Annotated in this window: 16 protein-coding genes and 1 pseudogene; 14 read left to right on the forward strand and 3 right to left on the reverse strand. The window is 72.3% G+C overall.

Annotation, left to right across the window (positions count from 1 at the left end):
• A pseudogene (locus ACG83_RS46915) lies at positions 1 to 320 on the forward strand (HAD family phosphatase); the annotation flags it as partial.
• A gap of 55 nt (positions 321 to 375) precedes the next feature.
• On the opposite strand, the gene ACG83_RS24560 reads toward ACG83_RS46915, so the two are convergent.
• Positions 376 to 1,026: a 2'-5' RNA ligase family protein gene (locus tag ACG83_RS24560; RefSeq protein WP_054568644.1), complete on the reverse strand. Its 651-nt coding sequence runs from the start codon at positions 1,024 to 1,026 to the stop codon at positions 376 to 378.
• Positions 1,023 to 2,501, reverse strand: a complete 1,479-nt coding sequence (locus ACG83_RS46920; protein WP_369812919.1) for a hypothetical protein — start codon at positions 2,499 to 2,501, stop codon at positions 1,023 to 1,025. Before ACG83_RS46920 ends, ACG83_RS24560 begins: the two co-directional genes overlap by 4 nt.
• Positions 2,502 to 3,090: 589 nt before the next feature.
• On the opposite strand from ACG83_RS46920, the gene ACG83_RS24570 reads away from it, so the two are divergent.
• The 12 genes from ACG83_RS24570 to ACG83_RS24625 all read left to right on the forward strand — a co-directional run bounded on the left by ACG83_RS24570 (position 3,091) and on the right by ACG83_RS24625 (position 14,145).
• Positions 3,091 to 3,657: a hypothetical protein gene (locus ACG83_RS24570; RefSeq protein ID WP_054568646.1), complete on the forward strand. Its 567-nt coding sequence runs from the start codon at positions 3,091 to 3,093 to the stop codon at positions 3,655 to 3,657.
• A 239-nt stretch (positions 3,658 to 3,896) separates the two neighbouring features.
• Positions 3,897 to 4,670 (forward strand): ATP/GTP-binding protein, encoded by a 774-nt coding sequence (locus ACG83_RS24575; protein WP_235498156.1) that lies wholly within the window; start codon positions 3,897 to 3,899, stop codon positions 4,668 to 4,670.
• A complete protein-coding gene (locus ACG83_RS24580; RefSeq protein WP_235498157.1) occupies positions 4,663 to 5,436 on the forward strand; it encodes an SAF domain-containing protein in 774 nt (257 codons plus the stop codon). Before ACG83_RS24575 ends, ACG83_RS24580 begins: the two co-directional genes overlap by 8 nt.
• Positions 5,437 to 5,440: 4 nt before the next feature.
• A complete protein-coding gene (locus tag ACG83_RS24585) occupies positions 5,441 to 6,268 on the forward strand; it encodes a hypothetical protein (RefSeq protein WP_054568648.1) in 828 nt (275 codons plus the stop codon).
• Complete coding sequence (locus ACG83_RS24590; RefSeq protein WP_054568649.1) at positions 6,265 to 7,710, forward strand: CpaF family protein; 1,446 nt, start codon at positions 6,265 to 6,267, stop codon at positions 7,708 to 7,710. Before ACG83_RS24585 ends, ACG83_RS24590 begins: the two co-directional genes overlap by 4 nt.
• Positions 7,707 to 8,615: a type II secretion system F family protein gene (locus tag ACG83_RS24595; RefSeq protein ID WP_054568650.1), complete on the forward strand. Its 909-nt coding sequence runs from the start codon at positions 7,707 to 7,709 to the stop codon at positions 8,613 to 8,615. The genes ACG83_RS24590 and ACG83_RS24595 overlap by 4 nt, the downstream gene beginning before the upstream one ends.
• Complete coding sequence (locus tag ACG83_RS24600) at positions 8,612 to 9,520, forward strand: type II secretion system F family protein (RefSeq protein ID WP_054568651.1); 909 nt, start codon at positions 8,612 to 8,614, stop codon at positions 9,518 to 9,520. The genes ACG83_RS24595 and ACG83_RS24600 overlap by 4 nt, the downstream gene beginning before the upstream one ends.
• A 28-nt stretch (positions 9,521 to 9,548) precedes the next feature.
• Entirely contained in the window at positions 9,549 to 9,746 is a 198-nt protein-coding gene (locus ACG83_RS24605; RefSeq protein ID WP_054568652.1) for a hypothetical protein, read from the forward strand.
• Positions 9,747 to 9,921: 175 nt separating this feature from the next.
• Entirely contained in the window at positions 9,922 to 10,311 is a 390-nt protein-coding gene (locus ACG83_RS24610) for a TadE family protein (RefSeq protein WP_054568653.1), read from the forward strand.
• On the forward strand, positions 10,308 to 10,754 hold the full coding sequence (locus tag ACG83_RS24615) for a TadE/TadG family type IV pilus assembly protein (RefSeq protein WP_054568654.1): 447 nt from the start codon (positions 10,308 to 10,310) through the stop codon (positions 10,752 to 10,754). The genes ACG83_RS24610 and ACG83_RS24615 overlap by 4 nt, the downstream gene beginning before the upstream one ends.
• A gap of 41 nt (positions 10,755 to 10,795) precedes the next feature.
• Positions 10,796 to 11,182 carry a pilus assembly protein TadG-related protein gene (locus ACG83_RS24620; RefSeq protein WP_235498158.1) on the forward strand — a complete coding sequence of 129 codons (387 nt, stop codon included), beginning with the start codon at positions 10,796 to 10,798 and terminating at the stop codon, positions 11,180 to 11,182.
• Complete coding sequence (locus tag ACG83_RS24625; RefSeq protein ID WP_054568656.1) at positions 11,179 to 14,145, forward strand: BTAD domain-containing putative transcriptional regulator; 2,967 nt, start codon at positions 11,179 to 11,181, stop codon at positions 14,143 to 14,145. Before ACG83_RS24620 ends, ACG83_RS24625 begins: the two co-directional genes overlap by 4 nt.
• Here the strand turns inward: ACG83_RS24625 and ACG83_RS24630 are convergent.
• Complete coding sequence (locus ACG83_RS24630; RefSeq protein ID WP_054568657.1) at positions 14,137 to 14,592, reverse strand: helix-turn-helix domain-containing protein; 456 nt, start codon at positions 14,590 to 14,592, stop codon at positions 14,137 to 14,139. The genes ACG83_RS24625 and ACG83_RS24630 overlap by 9 nt on opposite strands.
• A 394-nt stretch (positions 14,593 to 14,986) precedes the next feature.
• Here ACG83_RS24630 and ACG83_RS24635 point away from each other — a divergent pair, with 394 nt between their 5' ends.
• Positions 14,987 to 15,460: an SRPBCC domain-containing protein gene (locus ACG83_RS24635; protein ID WP_054569121.1), complete on the forward strand. Its 474-nt coding sequence runs from the start codon at positions 14,987 to 14,989 to the stop codon at positions 15,458 to 15,460.
• Positions 15,461 to 15,691: the final 231 nt, after the last annotated feature.

The following is a 15,691-nucleotide window of genomic DNA, read 5'->3' on the forward strand; positions in this document are numbered from 1 at the left end:
GACTCGGCGCCACGCCAGCGCGAAGCATCGCCATCGAAGACTCACCCCCCGGCGTCCTCGCCGCCCGCACCGCCGGCATGTACGTCATCGGCGTCCCGGCACACCCGACCATCTCCCTGGCCGCCCATCTGACCGCCAGCGACCTCCACGCCCCACACCTGCGCACCGCCCTCGGTGTCCCGACCGGCGAGACCCCTGCCCGTCCTGTTGCAACCCCCGCACCGCGTGGCGCGGGGCGCGACCCTCAGGGGGCTACTCACACCGGGCCAGGGGAAGCCGCAGCGCCCCCTCCAACGGCCGATGTGCTGGACCGCCAATGACGGCATCCGATGGGTGCGGCTCGCGCCGCCGACCCGGGCAACCAGACGAGACCTGTCAGGCGCTCAAGGGGACGACGGCCACGGTGTCCCACTGGTAGGTCCGGCCTTCGCGGTACAGCCGGACCAGCCGTAGATCGGCCACGGAGATCTCGGCGGGGGGCAGGTCACGCAGCCCCGCGACCCGGTGGATGATCGGTTCCGCGGGTGTGTCGCGGTTGCTGTAGGCGATGCCGACGTGCGGACGGAAACGCCGTTTGACGGCGGGCAGGCCGCAGGCGGTAGACACGTCGTCCACGGAGCTCCGCAGTCTGATCAGGGGTTCCCAGGGGGTGACGGTGAAGCGGACCGCGCCGCTCGATCCGGCCAGCGGTCCGACCCGCAGCCGGAACGCCGGCTGGTGACGGCACTGTTCGGCGACCCGGCGGGTGACCGCGCCGAGGGTGGCGGGATCGATCTCGTCGGTGAACGCGAGCCGGCGCACGGTGAGGTGCAGCCCTTCGCCGGGCACCGGGTCGAGACAGGCGAGGTCGTGCAGCTGCTGCTGGCAGGTCGCGGCAAGGTCGCGTAGCGCGGCGCTGTCGAAGGTCAGGAACCAGTGGAAGCTACTCCGGCCCGGGGTCCAGCCGGGCCGGTCCCAGTGGTCGATCATGGAGGGTAGGACCCGGAAGCGTTCCCAGTCGTCGTGGACCGGGTCGTGCTCGCTCACCGTGACGCGCTGTGAGGCAGTGCCTGGGACACCTCGGCGAGTTCGGCGACGGCGGGCAGGGCCCGCCAAGGCGCGGTGCGGCGGGCCAGTTCCCGACCGCGCTGGCGGATCGACTCGATCGGGGCGGCACCGGCGCGGGTGAGGGCCTCGACGCCGAGCGCGGCGCTGTGTTCCGGGTCGGGGTCGGCGCCGGCCGTCAGCGCGGTGGCGACGTCAAGGGTGATCAGGACGTCGCTCCACCGGGAACGGTCGGCGCCCGGCATGCCGCTGGCGGTCTGGGCGTAGCTCTGGACGAGGGCGGTGTCGCCGGTGCCGACGTGGGCGGTCGCGGCGTTCGCCGCGATCCGCGCGAAGCTGTAGGCGCCGAAGGAGATGCACGGCGACATGCCCTCGGGTAGCTCGGTGCCCTCGGCGAGGTCGAACGCGCGGCAGACGGCTTCCCGCACGCCGTCGCGGTCGCCGAGCTGGCCCAGGGCGCGGGCTTCGCCGTTGATCGCCAGACGGATCGCTTGCGGCCCGCCCGCGGCGTGGGTCTGTCCTTCGCGTGCCCGTTCCAGCGCCAGCCGGTAGTCACCGGAGTAGTAGGCGCACAGGCTTTCGGTGCCCCGTACCCAGGCCGCCAGATCGCTATCCTCGACGGCCACTGCGAGGGTGAACGCCTCCAAGCAGTAGGCGCGCGCGAGTGGGAAGTCCCCGAGGTTCACCGCCATATAGCCGGCCAGCCCCGACAGCCGCCCCGCGGCCCGCAGCATCCGGATACGGTCCCGGGACGTCTGCCAGCCCTCGACGAGGGTCTGCACGTCCTTCCGCTGGCGTACGACAAGAGGCATCAGATGCTCTGGGCCCCGCGCCTCATAGGAGGCGACACAGTCCTCGATGAAACCGTCGAGATAATCGAGGAAAGGCGTTTGCGTGGAGGGTCCTGCGAAATATTGCAGCCGAACGCCGATGCCGAACATTTCCGCCTGCCGGTCAAATCCGCCACCAAGGGAAACGGTTGCTTCCGCGGCTGGCGAGGTCATCGCCGGAGTAGGCGTTCTGATGCCTTTTCCTGCGATCTCGGCCTGGCTTGCGCCCCTGGGTTTCGGCAGTTCTTCGAGGCTGACCCGCATGGTTCTCGGTGTCTTGCTGACGAGGAGATTGTCGGCAGGGGCGAGGTTTTCGCGGTCGTCGAGGTCGATCAGGTTGTGGATGCCGGTGCCGTAGACCTCGGCGAGCAGCGCGAGGATCTGGGGGGTGGGCCGGCGGCGGTTGTTCGGCAGCGGCCAGTTCTCCAGCTCCGACAACCGCGGGCCGGTCATAGGGGCGGCACCACTGGGGTCCAGACCGGTACGGGCGGCGTGGGCATTGATGTGGTTCGCAGCCTGCGTCTGGGTCCAGCCGTGGGCGACGCGGTAGGCGGCGCGGGGGCGCAACTGGTAGCGGCGGGCGAACTCGACGGCGATCTCGTCGTGAGACATTCCCGCCGTGCGCATCCGCGCCCGTAGCTCCGCCTGCTCCACCCGCAGGCTGGGCCTGGTCGTCACGAGGTCTCGGGCTCCTCCCTCGTCCTGCACCAAGCTGGTGGCGGACAGCGAGTCGGAATGCGCCAACAGTAGCCCTCGATCCTCATCGTCCCAAGTGGTCCAGCGCGGCCCACCGCGCCGGGTCGGCGAGCTGTTCTCTGCCTCGGCGGTCCTGAGATGTGTTCGCGGCTGCCGATGGGTGCCTGTGGATGGGAGCCTGTGGATGGGAGTGCGCCGTCCAGGATGCCCGTCGCTGGTGGCGTGCTGTCGCCTACCGTCCGCGGCTCGACGAGGACCTGCACGCCTCACAACCTCTGTTCGGGCCATGACAGCGATCTAGTGCAGTAGTCCGATCGGGTGATAGCGGCTAGTTCGGATGAGTCATTTCCCGCTGGGATGTCGGTCCCGCTGCGTAGCGGGACCGCTGCGATGCAACACGGCCGGAGTAGTCCTAGATGGAGGGTTTTTTCCTTTCCAGGCGAGTTGGCCATTCGTTGGGATTTCCTGCGAGGTGGGCACTGTGGCGGTCCGGGCTCGTACATCAGGACGGCGTTGCCGGATGCGGCTGAGCGCCGCCGGCGCCAGCGTCGTGGTCGCTGTCGTGCTGCTCCTCGCTGCCTGTGGTTCGGACGGCGGCTCCACGCCCGACCCGGACGCCAGCAGCGGCACTGTCTCCTCGCCCGCGCCGTCGTCGCCGACGCCGACGTCCCCGGCGGACCTCGCGCGCCGCGACGCGGTCGCGGCGTACGTGGGGATGTGGAAAGCCGACGCGCAGGCTGGTCGCACCGCGGACTGGCAGGCGCCCTCTCTTTCCCGTTATGCCTCCGGTGAGGCTTTGCAGGTCCTCACCGGTGGCCTCTACGCGGATCACGCCAATGGACTTGTCTCTCGGGGCGAGCCCATCAACAGGCCAGAGGTCACATCGGTGGAGCCGCCGGATACGCCGAAAACCGTGATGATCTCGGACTGTAGTGATAGCCGAAACTGGGTGCGGTACAAGGCTGATGGTTCGGCGTTTACGGACACGCCTGGCGGGTTTCACAGAATCATGGCGGAAGTTCGCATCCACACCGACGGCCTCTGGCGCGTGACGCAGTTCGGCGTCGGGGCGGCGGGATCGTGCTGAGGCGAGGCTGTGTCATCGCTTCCGTCGCCCTCGCGATCGGTATCAGCGCCTCACCTGCGTTCGCGAACGGCTACGGCTCGACTGAGTGCGATCAGAATCCCTATCCGGGATGCCGCCTGCTGGCGGGCAGCGACGGGCAGGCCCCGGTCCCAGCACCGGGCGGTGGCCCCTCATCCGCCGGCGACGTTCCTGAAGCGGGGCGTGGTCAACCGAATAGCGCACCTCCAGGCGACCGGTCGTTGAGTGAACCGTCGCTCGACATCGCGGATTGCGCGTATGTCCGCAGCGATTATCAGCCGCCCGCCGGAGGTGCGCGGCCCGCCTCCTATCAGCTACCGGGAGAGGGTGGGCTGGTGGTGCGGCCGGCGACGCTCGGTTCGTCGGGGTTGTCGGTGCGTCCGGTGGCGTCGCAGCCGGGGCAGGGGCCTGGCGCTTGGTACATCTACCAGTGCACATCGAGCGGTGAGCGGGACGCGCTGTACCGGGCGCCGGTGTGGATTCCGGACACGGGCCCGGGGGCTGCGCCCACGCCGGACCCGGAGGCGTTGGCGCAGCAGGCCCGCAACCAGCTGAGGCTGGCCGGCCCGGCGATCGTGATGAGCCCGGTCGCCGACCAGTTGGTGCGGCTGCCGACCTGGCTGTGGCTCGACTCCGCCGGATGGAACGAGGTGGCGGCGACCGCCGCGGCGGGTGGGGTGTCGGTGAGCGCGGTCGCCCGGCCCGTGGAGGTGGTCTGGACGTTGGGGGATGGCGGGACGGTGACCTGCACGGGGCCGGGCACGCCGTTCCCGGCCGGGGCCGATCCGAAGAGCGGGTCGCCGGACTGCGGCCACGTCTACCAGCGCCGGTCACTCGACGAACCGGGCGGGACGTTCGCGGTGACGGCGACGGTCCGCTGGGACGTGACCTGGGCCGGCGCCGGCCAGACAGGCGCGTTCCCGGGGCTGACGACCGTGTCGGCGACGCGGGCCCGGGTGATCGATGTTCCCGCGCTGACGACAGGCGGTGGCTGATGACAACCGTGACCGGCATCACCAGGGCGGGCGGGCCAGACGGCTGTGCCAGGTCCGGACCGGGGAGCATCGGATGGTGACGGCCCAACCCTCGACGCCGCGGGCGGCCGGTCCAGACCGCGCCGGCCGGCGGACCGGCGGCGCCCCTGCGGCCCGGTTGACCGGCGGTCCGCGGCGCCGTCGCCGGGTTCCGTATCTGCTGCTGGGTGTGGTGCTGGTGGTGGGCTGCGCCGTCGCTGGCCTGGTCGCGGGCGCGCGGGTGGGGTCGCGGGAGCCGGTGCTGGTGCTCGCCCGGCCGGTGACGGTGGGCCATGTCCTGGCCGCTGAGGACGTGCGGGAGGTGCGGATCTCCGCCGACGGAGTCGACACCGTCGGCGCCGGCGAACGGGACCGGGTGCTTGGCAAGCCGGTCGCGTACAGCCTGCCCGCCGGCACGGTGCTCAGCCGGGCGGCGGTCGGGGCCGCGCAGGTCCCGCCGGCGGGCGAGGCGATCGCGGCGGTGGCGTTGAAGGCCGGCCAGTTCCCCACCGGTCTGGCACCGGGCTCCCGGGTGACGGTCGTCGTCGCTCCCGCGACCAGTGCGGTGTCGACCGCGGCGGCCGGCGAGGCCCGGTCGTGGCCGGCGACAGTCGTGGCCGTGGTGGCGGCGGACACCGAGCAGACGACGGTGATCTCGCTCCAGCTCGCCGAAGCCGACGCCCACGCGCTGGCGGCGGCACCGGCCGGGCAGATCGGCGTCGTCACGGTCAACCGAACGAATCGGTGACCGCGTGATCATCGCCGTGGGTTCGTTGAAAGCGTCGCCGGGCGCGACGACGCTGGCACTGGCACTGGCGGACCGCTGGCCCACAGACGCCGGAGATCCCCTTCTGGTGGAGGCCGACCCCGCTGGCGGTGATCTAGGCGCCCGGTTTGGACTGCTGGCGGGCGGCCGGGGTTTGGTGACGCTCGCCGCCGCCGGCCGTCGAGGTGGGGGGCAGCGCTCCGCGGAGGAGCACGCCCACCAGCTGCCCGGTGGTCTTGCGGTCATCCCCGCGCCGGCGGGCGCCGAGCAGGCCAGCCACGTGCTCGGCGAGCTCGACGGCGGGGGCTGGTCGCTGCTGTGGTCCGCGGCGCGGGCCGGCGGCCGGACGGTGATCGTGGACTGCGGCCGGCTCGATCCGCGGTCGCCGGCGGGGCCGGCACTGCGGGCGGCGGACGTGCTGTTGCTGGTCGCGCGGGCCCGCGATGACGAGCTGGCGCACCTGGCGGCGCGGATGCACGTGGTGCAGGGCTGGGGCGTGCCGGCCTGGTATGTGGTCGTCGTCGCCCAGCCGTACCGATCACCGGACTACCGGGTCCGGGAGATCGCCCGCGTGCTCGGGTCGCGGGTGCTGGGCCCGGTGCCCTACGACACCACGGCCGCGGAGGTGCTCGTCGGCCGCCGCCAGACCCGCACCGGGATCAGCCGCTCCAAGCTCGGCCGGACGGTGGCAGGCATGGCGGACTATCTCGCCGCCACGGTGCCGGTCGCCGCGGCGACCCCAGCGCTGGGCGCAGGATCAGCCGGGTTCGACGACCGGGCCGCGTTGCCGCCGACGAGGACGGTGCGGCGATGACGGGCCCGTCCTGGCCCGACCCGCACCGCCCGGCGGCGTCTGGTAACGGGGCAGGCTGGCCCGCTCCGCTCACGTCCTGGACCGGCGGCGGTGCGGGCCCCACGCCGACCGATCTTCCGGGCCGGGCCTCGGGGACGGCGGCTGATTCCCTGCGCGGCCGGCTCCGGGACGGGCTGCGGGCCGCGCTCGCCCGCCGGCTGCGTATGGACGAGGACGCCGGCTCCCCGCCGCTGACCGCAGGCGCGCGTGAGGCGTTCGCCCGGTCTGTGCTCGTGGACCTGACCGAGGCGCACACCACCGCCGAGCTGGCCCGCGGCGCGGGGGTCCTGACACCCGAGGACGAGCAGCGTGTCCTCGCGGAGGTCCTCGCCGAGGTCCTCGGGCTCGGCGGCCTCGAACCGCTCCTGGCCGACCCGTCGATCGAGAACATCAACATCAACGGGGACCGGGTGTTCATCCGCCGGGCCGACGGCAGCCGACAACGACTCCCAGCGATCACCGACTCGGACATCCAGCTGATCGACCTGATCCGGGACCTGGCGGCGCACGCCGGGGTAGAAGAACGCCGCTGGGACCGCGGCGCCCCCATGGTCAACTTCCACCTGGCCGACAAGAGCCGCGTCTTCGCGGTCATGGCCGTTACCCAACGGCCGTCCGTCAGTATCCGCCGGCATCGGTTCCGCCACGTCAGCCTCGCGGCGTTGCGCGCGAACGGCACGATCGACTACGGGCTGGAGGCGCTCCTGGCCGCGCTGGTGGCGGCCCGGAAGAACATCGTGGTCGCCGGGGGCACCGCGATCGGGAAGACCACGATGCTGCTCGCGTTGGCCGATCAGATCCCCCCGCACGAGCGGCTGGTGACCGTCGAGGACGTGTACGAGCTCGGGCTCGACGAGGACGAGCGGGCTCATCCGGACGTGGTCGCGATGCAGGTCCGCGAACCCAACACCGAAGGCGAAGGCGCGATCTCCGCCTCCGATCTGGTGCGGGCCGCGCTGCGGATGTCTCCGGACCGGGTGATCGTCGGTGAGGTCCGCGGGCCGGAAGTGATCCCGATGCTCAACGCGATGTCGCAGGGCAACGACGGGTCGATGACCACGCTGCACTCCTCGACGAGCCGAGGGGTGTTCACCCGCCTTGCCAGCTATGCCGTGCAGGGTCCGGAACGGCTTCCTGTCGAGGCGACGAACCTCCTGATCGCCTCGGCGATCCACGTCGTCGTCCACCTGGCCGAGCCGCGCGGGGAACGAGGCCGCCGCGTCGTCTCCTCGGTGCGGGAGGTGGTCGACGCCGACGGAACCCAGGTGATCACCAACGAGCTGTACCGGCCGGGCCCCGACCGGCGGGGCCTGCCGGCCGCCCCGCCGACCGGGGACCTGCTTGATGATCTGGTCGACGTGGGGTTCGACCCGGACGTGCTGTCCCGGGGGTGGTGGGGATGACCGGCGTGTTCGGGCTACTCGGTCTCGGTGTCGGCGCCGGCCTGCTACTGATCGTCTACGGGTGGCGCGGTGTGCCCGACGACGGCGCGCACCGTCCCGCGCGCCGGCCGCGGGCGTGGCCGTGGCGGACCGATCCGCGGTTCGGCTGGTGGGCCGCCGGTTCGGTCGCCGCCGGGATCGTGGCCGGGGCGGTGACTGGCTGGGTCGTCGGCGGGCTGCTGATCGCCATGGCCGTGTATGGGCTGCCACGGATGCTGGGCCCGGACCGCGACCAGACCCGTCAGGTCGCCCGCACCCAGGGCATCGCGGTCTGGGCCGAGCAGCTGCGTGACACCCTCGCGGCTGCGGCCGGTCTGGAGCAGGCGATCCTGGCCACCGCGCAGACCGCGCCGGCGGCGATCCGCGGCGAGATCGCGTTGCTGGCCGCGCGGATCGACCGCCGTGAACGGCTCGGCCCGGCGCTGCGCGGCCTCGCCGACGACCTGGACGACCCGCTGGCCGACCTGGTGATCGGCGCGCTGATCCTCGCCAGCGAGCATCAGGCCCGCCAGCTGTCCGGGCTGCTCGGCCAGCTCGCTGCCACGGCCAGGGCTCAGGTCGACATGCTGGGCCGCATCGAGGTCGGCCGCGCACGGATGCGCACCACGATGCGAGTCGTTGTCGTGACCTCGCTGGTCTTCGCCGGCGGACTGGTGATCTTCAACCGTGCATTCCTGGGGCCGTACAGCACCGCTGCCGGTCAGCTGGTTCTGCTGGCCGTCGGGGCGATCTTCGTCGCCGGGTTCGTGTGGCTGAAGCGCATGGCGAAGATGGACAACCCGGGCCGATTCTTGCAGAAGGACGATCCGATGGCGCCGCAGGCCGCGGGGGCGGCTCCGGCGACGGTGGGGCGGGCATCCCGATGAGTGCCCTGCTGATGCTGCTCGGCGCCGGGGTCGGGGCCGGTCTGTGGGCACTGGTCATGTGGCTGTTCCCACCCCGTCCCTCCTTGGAGGAGGTTATCGCCCGGCTCAATCCGACCCCGGCCCCGGCTTCGCCGACCCCGTTGACGGTGCCGGCGGAGCAGGACGGGTGGGCGGTGCGGATGGGCCGGCCGTTCGTCGGTCTGCTGCGCGCTACTGGCCTACCGACCGTGGCACTGAGCCGGGATCTGGCGGCGTTGGGTCGTTCCCCCGAGGCCCATCTCGCGGAGAAGGCGACCGCCGCCGTGGCCGGGCTGTTGTTCCCTTCGATGGTGGGGCTGGCCTTCGCGGCGGGGGGCCGGCCGTTTCCGTGGGCGGTGCCGGCCGCGGTCGCCCTGCTGCTCGGCGTCGTCGGGTTCCTGCTGCCCGACCTCACCGTGCGGGCGGAAGCGGACCGGCAGCGCCGCACCTTCCGCCACGCCCTGTCGGCCTATCTGTCACTGATCCAGGTGCTGCTCGCCGGCGGCGCCGGCGTCGAGACCGCGCTGACCGACGCGGCGGCGATCGGGAACGGCTGGCCGTTCGTGGCGATCCGCCGCGCGCTGCGCACCGCCCGCGAGACCCGGATCAGCCCCTGGGCGGCGCTCGGCCAGCTGGGGGCGGAGCTTCAGATCTCCGAACTCGTCGAACTGTCCGACGCGGTCGCGCTCGCCGGCACCGAAGGCGCCCGCGTCCGCCAGTCGTTGGACGCGAAAGCCGCCGCGCTGCGCGTCCGCCAGGCCCAGGACGCCGAGGCCGACGCCAACGCCGCGACCGAACGGATGAGTATCCCCGGCGTCCTGATCGCGATCGGTTTCATCCTGTTCGTCTTCTATCCCGCTCTGACACAAATCACCCGATCCCTGTAGAAAACACTTATTGACCATCGGAGGAACCGTGTCCGGCCGTCTCCAGACCTGGTGGTCCCGTATCCACGACCGCCTCACTCAGGTGCCGCCCGAGGAACGCGACCGGGGCTCCAACACCACCGAGACCGTCATCTGGATCGCGTTCCTGGCGGCGCTCGCGCTGACCGTGATCGGGATCTTCGGCCCGCAGATCTTGGACGCCGCGCGCAGCGTGGTGTTCAAGTAGCAGGCGCCCGACGATGACCGCCCGGCTCCGTCCGGTCAGGGACCGACGTCGCCCGCAGCCAGGACGCCCCGGATCGGCACGCCGGCCCGCGGGGGGCAGTCCCAGCATGTCACGACGGGCGCTCCCGAGGTCTCGCGGCGTCCAACCGGACCGAGGGCGACGGTGCACACGGCCCATGCCGCCCCCTCGCCGTGGCCGGGATACCGGGGCACTGACCGTCGAGATGATTTTCGTGCTGCCGTTGCTGTTCAGCATCGTGTTGCTGCTCGCGCAGGTCACGGTCTGGGCGCATGCCCGTCACATCGCGCAGGCCACCGCCAGCCGTGCGCTGGCCGCCGCCCGCGCCGACGGCGGCAGCGCCACCGCCGGCGAACAGCAGGCGCAGGTGACCCTCGACCAACTTGGCCGGTCCAGCCTCACCAGCCCGCAGGTCACGGTCACCCGCGATGGCGAGACGGCGACCGTCCACATCCGCGGCACCGCCGCCAGCGTGATCCCCGGATTTCGACTCGGCATCGATGTCGACGCGGCTGGGCCAGTTGAGCGCAGGAGGCCGGCCTCGTGACCCGCGAACCCAGGTGCGCTCGCCGAGGGCCTGACCAGGGGTCGGCCACCGCCGAGCTCGTGCTGATCCTGCCGGCGCTGCTGCTCATGCTGCTGTTCCTCGTGCTGTGCTACCGGATCTCGGACGCGAAGCTGCGCATCGCCGACGTCGCCCACCAGGCCGCCCGCGCCGCGTCGATCGCCCGCACCCCCGCCCAGGCGGCCACCGACGCCCGTACCACCGCACAGACCGCGCTGGCTAACGCCGGGGTCACCTGCCAGGACCTGACCGTCGAAACTGACACGGCCGGGTTGGCGCCCGGTGCGCTGGTGCGGGTGACCCTGACCTGCACGACCCGGCTGGACGATCTTGCAATGTTGGGCACGCCGGGCAGCGCGACGCTCCACGCCAGCTCCACCTCACCGGTGGACATCTACGGCGATCAGCTCGGACAGGCGCCGTGAGCCGCCCGCGACCCGCTCGCCGCGGGCGGGACGAGGGAACGGTGACCGCGTTCGTGGTGGTGCTGTTCGCCGCGTTCGTCATGTTCGCCGGGCTGATCGTGGACGCCGGCGGTGCGCTGGCCGACAAGACCACCGCGATGGGCGTCGCGCAGGAAGCCGCCCGCGCCGGCGCCCAGCAACTCGACCTGACCGTGCTACGTCAGGGTGGAACGGTCCGGCTGCTGCCCGACCAGGCGGTCGCCGCCGCACGGTCCTACCTCGCCCAGGCCGGTGCCACCGGCACCGTGACCATCATCGACAACACGGTCGCGGTCACCGTCACCGCGGTGCACGACAACCTGCTGCTGGGCGTGGTCGGGCTCGACACCCTCACAGTCACCGCCACCGGCAGCGCCCACCCCGCCCCACCGGTTGGAGCCGTCCCGTGAGCCGCTCGCCCGCCCGCCGCCGGCCCCGTCGCACCCGGCGCCGGAGCACCGCGGGTCTGCTGCTGGCCGGTCGACTGCTGCGCGCGGCGATCGCCCTGGCCGCGCTGGTCGCCCTGGTCGGTGGCCTGCCCTGGGCACTGTGGCATTTCGTCGGCTGGCCGCTACCTCACCACGTGCCGTCCTGGGCGGAGGTCTCGGCGCGGCTGACCGGTCCGATGGACGACACCCTGCTCCTGGACATTCTCGTGGTGCTGTTGTGGCCGCTGTGGTTCGCCTTTGCGATCTCGGTCGCCCTTGCCGTGCCTGATGTGGTGCGGGAGGCGCGCTGGCCCGGCCATAGCGTTGCGCTGCCGGTCGGCGGGATGCGCGGGTTCGCCACGTTCCTGCTCGGCGCGGTCCTGCTTACCGTCGCCCAGTCCCGCGGCCCGCTGACTCCGGCCGCCGGTCCCGCCGTCGCCCCGGCGGCGGCCACCGCGCCGGCCAGCCCGAGCTTCGTCACCGTCGCTGCGGCCACCCCGATCGACGCGACGCTGCCCACAGCGGCACCAGGCACCGTTGTGGTACAGCTGCCGACCAACGGCGTCTACGACTCGCTCTGGCGGATCGCGGACCGCTGTCTCGGCGACGGCGCCCGCTGGCCCGAGATCTGGGCCCTCAACCACGGCATCGCACAGGCCGACGGACGCGCGCTGACCCAACCGGGCCTGATCCGCCCCGGCTGGGTCCTGACCCTGCCCACCCAGCCCGCACCCGACGCACCGCCCGCGAGCCCACCCCGCTCCGACCCGCTACCCTCGGCACCGGCCGCGCCGGGACCGTCCTCGACCGCCCCAGGACCAACGACACCACCGACCACACCGACCACCCCCACTCCCTCCACACCCGCGCCCGGTACGCCGACCCCCGGCCCGTCCACGGCCGGCGGCCCAACAACCGCTCCGACCTCCCCGGCTCCCAGAACGCTCCCGAGCACACCGACCGTGCCCGCCCCGGCTCCGTCGCAGCCGCCGGGGGTGCAGTTCCCGTCCGGTGCCTACCTCGGGTTGGGAGCGGTCGCGCTGCTGGTCGTCGCGCTGTTCTCCGTGCGGCTGTGGCGCCGCCGGCACTACGTCCCCGGCAGTGGTGTCCGCGACGACCTGGTCGAAGCACCGGTGATTCACCAGCTCGCTGCCGCTTACAACAGCGCCACCGCCGAACGCGACGCTGACGGCGAGCTCGTCATCGTGCGCCCGCCCGGGGACCCGCACATCACCGGCCGCCGCCACGCCGCGGCCACCGCCACGACCCACGCCGCCCCACCCGGCACCCGGATTGTCGGCACCTCCGGCGACGGCCAGCCGCTCGCGCTCGACCTGGCCGCGACCCGCGGCCTCGGGCTGATCGGGCCCGGCGCGGACGCCGCGATCCGCGCTCTGCTCGTCGCACAGCTCGCCGATCGTCACCAGCCCGACGCCGCCCTTGTCGAAGTCCTGATCCCGGCGTCTGACGTGCGGCGGCTGCTGGGGGAGGACTCCACCGCCGCGCCGCCGCAGCGGCTGCACATCGTCGCCGACCTGCCCACGCTGCTGGACCGCCTCGAAGCCGACGTCGTCACCCGGGCGCGACGAGCCGCGGCCGGCGAGAACCCGAGCCGGTCCACCCTTGTCGTCATCGCCGCCCCCGACCAGACCTCGGACCGCCGCCTCCAAGCCACGCTCGACAACGGCTCCCCACTCGGCGTCGTCGGCATCCTCTACGGGCAGTGGCGCCCCGGCGCGACCGCCCGGGTCCGGCCCGACGGAGTGATCGGCGCCGCCAGCCCCGACATCGCCGCCGCGCTGGTCGGCAACCGGCTGTTCACCCTGCCCGAGAACGACACCGGCCAGCTGCTCGACCTGCTCGCCGACGCCGACGCACCCGCCACCAACCAGGAGGAGTACCGGCGGGCAAACCCTACCCAGGGGCCCCCGCCCCCACCGCCCACCTCCGCGCCGCCCCCCAGTAACGTCCCGGCGGCCCCGGCCGACGTCGACGGCCCGAGCGAGCCGGAACAGCCGCTGGAGCCGGACGAACCGCCCCCTGGTGACGGCGGGGGTGACACCGCGGCCGAGACCGGCGAAGCACCGCCCCCGACCCCACCCCCATCCCCACCCTCGCCGACGCCAGCCGCCGCTGTGCCCGCGGCGTCGCCGCGCGGGCCGGAGGTGACCACACCGCTGCGGCTTACCCTTTTCGGCAGGTGGCAGCTGTCCTACCAGCCCACGCCGGACAGCGACACCCAGACCGTCGAGAGCATCGGGATCAAGGGCCGTGAGCTCGTGGCCTACCTCGCCGCTCATGGCGGCTGGGTCCGCCGCGACATGCTCATCGAGGCGGTCTGGCCGGACGACGGTGAACCGCGCCACCGGATCGACAACCGCTTCTACGCCGCGCTCAGCCCGCTACGCCGGGCCCTGCGCCGCGCCACCGGCGGAGCGATCGACGATCTGTTCGAGCAGGACGCGGGCCGTTGGCGGCTGCGCGCCGACCTACTCACCGTCGACCTCTGGCAGGTCCAGGACGCCCTGGATGCGCGCCGGCGGGCTACGACGACCGCCGAGGAGATCGCCGCGCTCCTGCCGCTGACCGGCCTCTACACCGGCCACCTCGCCATGGACCTCACTGGCACCTGGGCCGAGGCCCACCGGGAACATCTACGCCGCCAGGTGACCGACGCGCTGACCAGCATCCTCGCCGCCGTCGGCGAGGACACCCCCGAGCGCCTGGACCTGCTCGACACGCTGCGCCGCCTCGACCCGACCAATGAGCAGCTCTACTGCCAGATCGTGCGCATCCAGGCCCGCCTCGGCCGGCACGACGCCATCGCCGTCACCTATGGCCAGTTGGTCGAGGCACTGGCGGACCTCGACCAGCAGCCCGCCGCGGACACCGACCGCCTCTTCCAGGAGCTGATGCGGGGCCCGCGGGACAGTCGTTCAGCGTGAGCGCGACCGGCGGCCCTTCTTACCGTTCTTCCGGCGCCTGCGCCGCTCTGCCCACAGCTTCCGGTCCAGCTCCAGCAGGTCCTCATGTGCCGCGGCCCATTCCGCGATCGGCAGCACCAGCCTGGCCAGCTCCCTCGCCGGCGGCGTGAGCCGGTACACGGCGGCGAAGGGCCACACCTCGTCCCGGTCGTGCTCGACAAGCCCACGGTCCTGCATCCACCGCAACGTCCGGTGCAGCACCGAGTCCCGCACCACCGGCGGGGGCCACCGCCGCACCCGGGCCGCCTCGTAGGACTGAAGCCTGCCCAGCAGGCCGGTGTACGACAACGGCTCCTGTGACAAGGCCACCAGCACATCCGGCAACCACTCCGAATCGAGTGTGTGCCGCAGATCGTGCAACAGGATGCGCCGATCGGAATCAGACAGCGCTCCGTCATCGAGCGTCATACAAACTCCCACGGAAAGATCCACGGACCCGGTCCCGGGTCCGTGCTGACCGTTCCGCCCCGCAGCGCGGCCCCTCCAGACCGCGGACGCCCCCAGTCCTTGCGTGACGGGCACTTCACCCAAGGCTGCACCATCTGCGTAAACGTGACAATCCGATTCAGGCCGGTCACTGGCGGCCGGCCGCCACTTCGCCGGATCGTCACCAGGGGCCCGATCGCCCGGCTACGCCCCTGCCACCTGCGAAGATGGCGCCACTCGCGGTGGTAGACCCGTTCCAGAGCGCCCGCTGTCCTGGGCGGCCATGGCGCACGTCACGTCACCCCGGCCCGCGACGAGGCCAGTCCGCGGACCGCCCACCGCGACGTCTCCCGCCCGCGTGTCTACCGTCGAAGACGTGTACGCGACGCAGGTGAGCTGGCGCATCTGGGCACCGCGGCCGGCGGTCTACCGAGCGCTGCTCGACCCGACCATGATCGTCCGCTGGCGGGCCGCGACCGGGACGCACGCCCAGGTTCACACCTTCGAGGCCCGCGAGGGCGGTACCTTCCGGATCTCCCTCACCCGCCACCAACCCGCCCAGGCCGCCGCCATCGCCGTTCCCACCGGCACCTACCACGGCCGGTTCCTGCGGCTCGTCCCCGACAGCCAGGTCATCGAGCGGCTCGCCTTCCAAACCGACGACCCGCCCGCGGCCGTCACGATGACGACGACGACCACCCTCAGCGACGCCGCAGCCGGCGCCACCACCGTCCTCGTCGCCCACCACGGCATTCCGGACGCCATACCCGCCACCGAGACCGAAACGGCCACCCGCATGACCCTGGCCAAACTCGCCGAACTCGTCGAGAAAGACCAGCCTCTCCAATAGTCGGCGGCTGCGTCGACAAAGGGACATCGCAGGGCTGTTCAGTGACGCCAGTCCGCGAGCCGGGTGGCAGAATCAATGGAGCGCTCGACTCCGGACCGGACCGGAGCGGAATTCACCTGCGAACTCTTCGCCCTCAGCAGCTCCCAATCTCGGTCCAGCGCCGCGGCATCCGCCCGGCGGCGATTTGACGCGCCTATCCAATGGAGAAAGGTAATCGCTGAAAGGCGGCGA

This window comes from Frankia sp. R43 (genome assembly GCF_001306465.1).
Taxonomy (GTDB): Bacteria; Actinomycetota; Actinomycetes; order Frankiales; family Frankiaceae; genus Parafrankia; species Parafrankia irregularis.

Bases quoted from the DNA above. Each gene is read 5' to 3' on its own strand.
- ACG83_RS46920 (WP_369812919.1), bottom strand. From the start codon at position 2,501: ATGCGCACGGCGGGAATGTCTCACGACGAGATCGCCGTCGAGTTCGCC.
- ACG83_RS24570 (WP_054568646.1), top strand. From the start codon at position 3,091: ATGCGGCTGAGCGCCGCCGGCGCCAGCGTCGTGGTCGCTGTCGTGCTG.
- ACG83_RS24590 (WP_054568649.1), top strand. From the start codon at position 6,265: ATGACGGGCCCGTCCTGGCCCGACCCGCACCGCCCGGCGGCGTCTGGT.
- ACG83_RS24595 (WP_054568650.1), top strand. From the start codon at position 7,707: ATGACCGGCGTGTTCGGGCTACTCGGTCTCGGTGTCGGCGCCGGCCTG.
- ACG83_RS24600 (WP_054568651.1), top strand. From the start codon at position 8,612: ATGAGTGCCCTGCTGATGCTGCTCGGCGCCGGGGTCGGGGCCGGTCTG.
- ACG83_RS24610 (WP_054568653.1), top strand. From the start codon at position 9,922: ATGCCGCCCCCTCGCCGTGGCCGGGATACCGGGGCACTGACCGTCGAG.
- ACG83_RS24630 (WP_054568657.1), bottom strand. From the start codon at position 14,592: ATGACGCTCGATGACGGAGCGCTGTCTGATTCCGATCGGCGCATCCTG.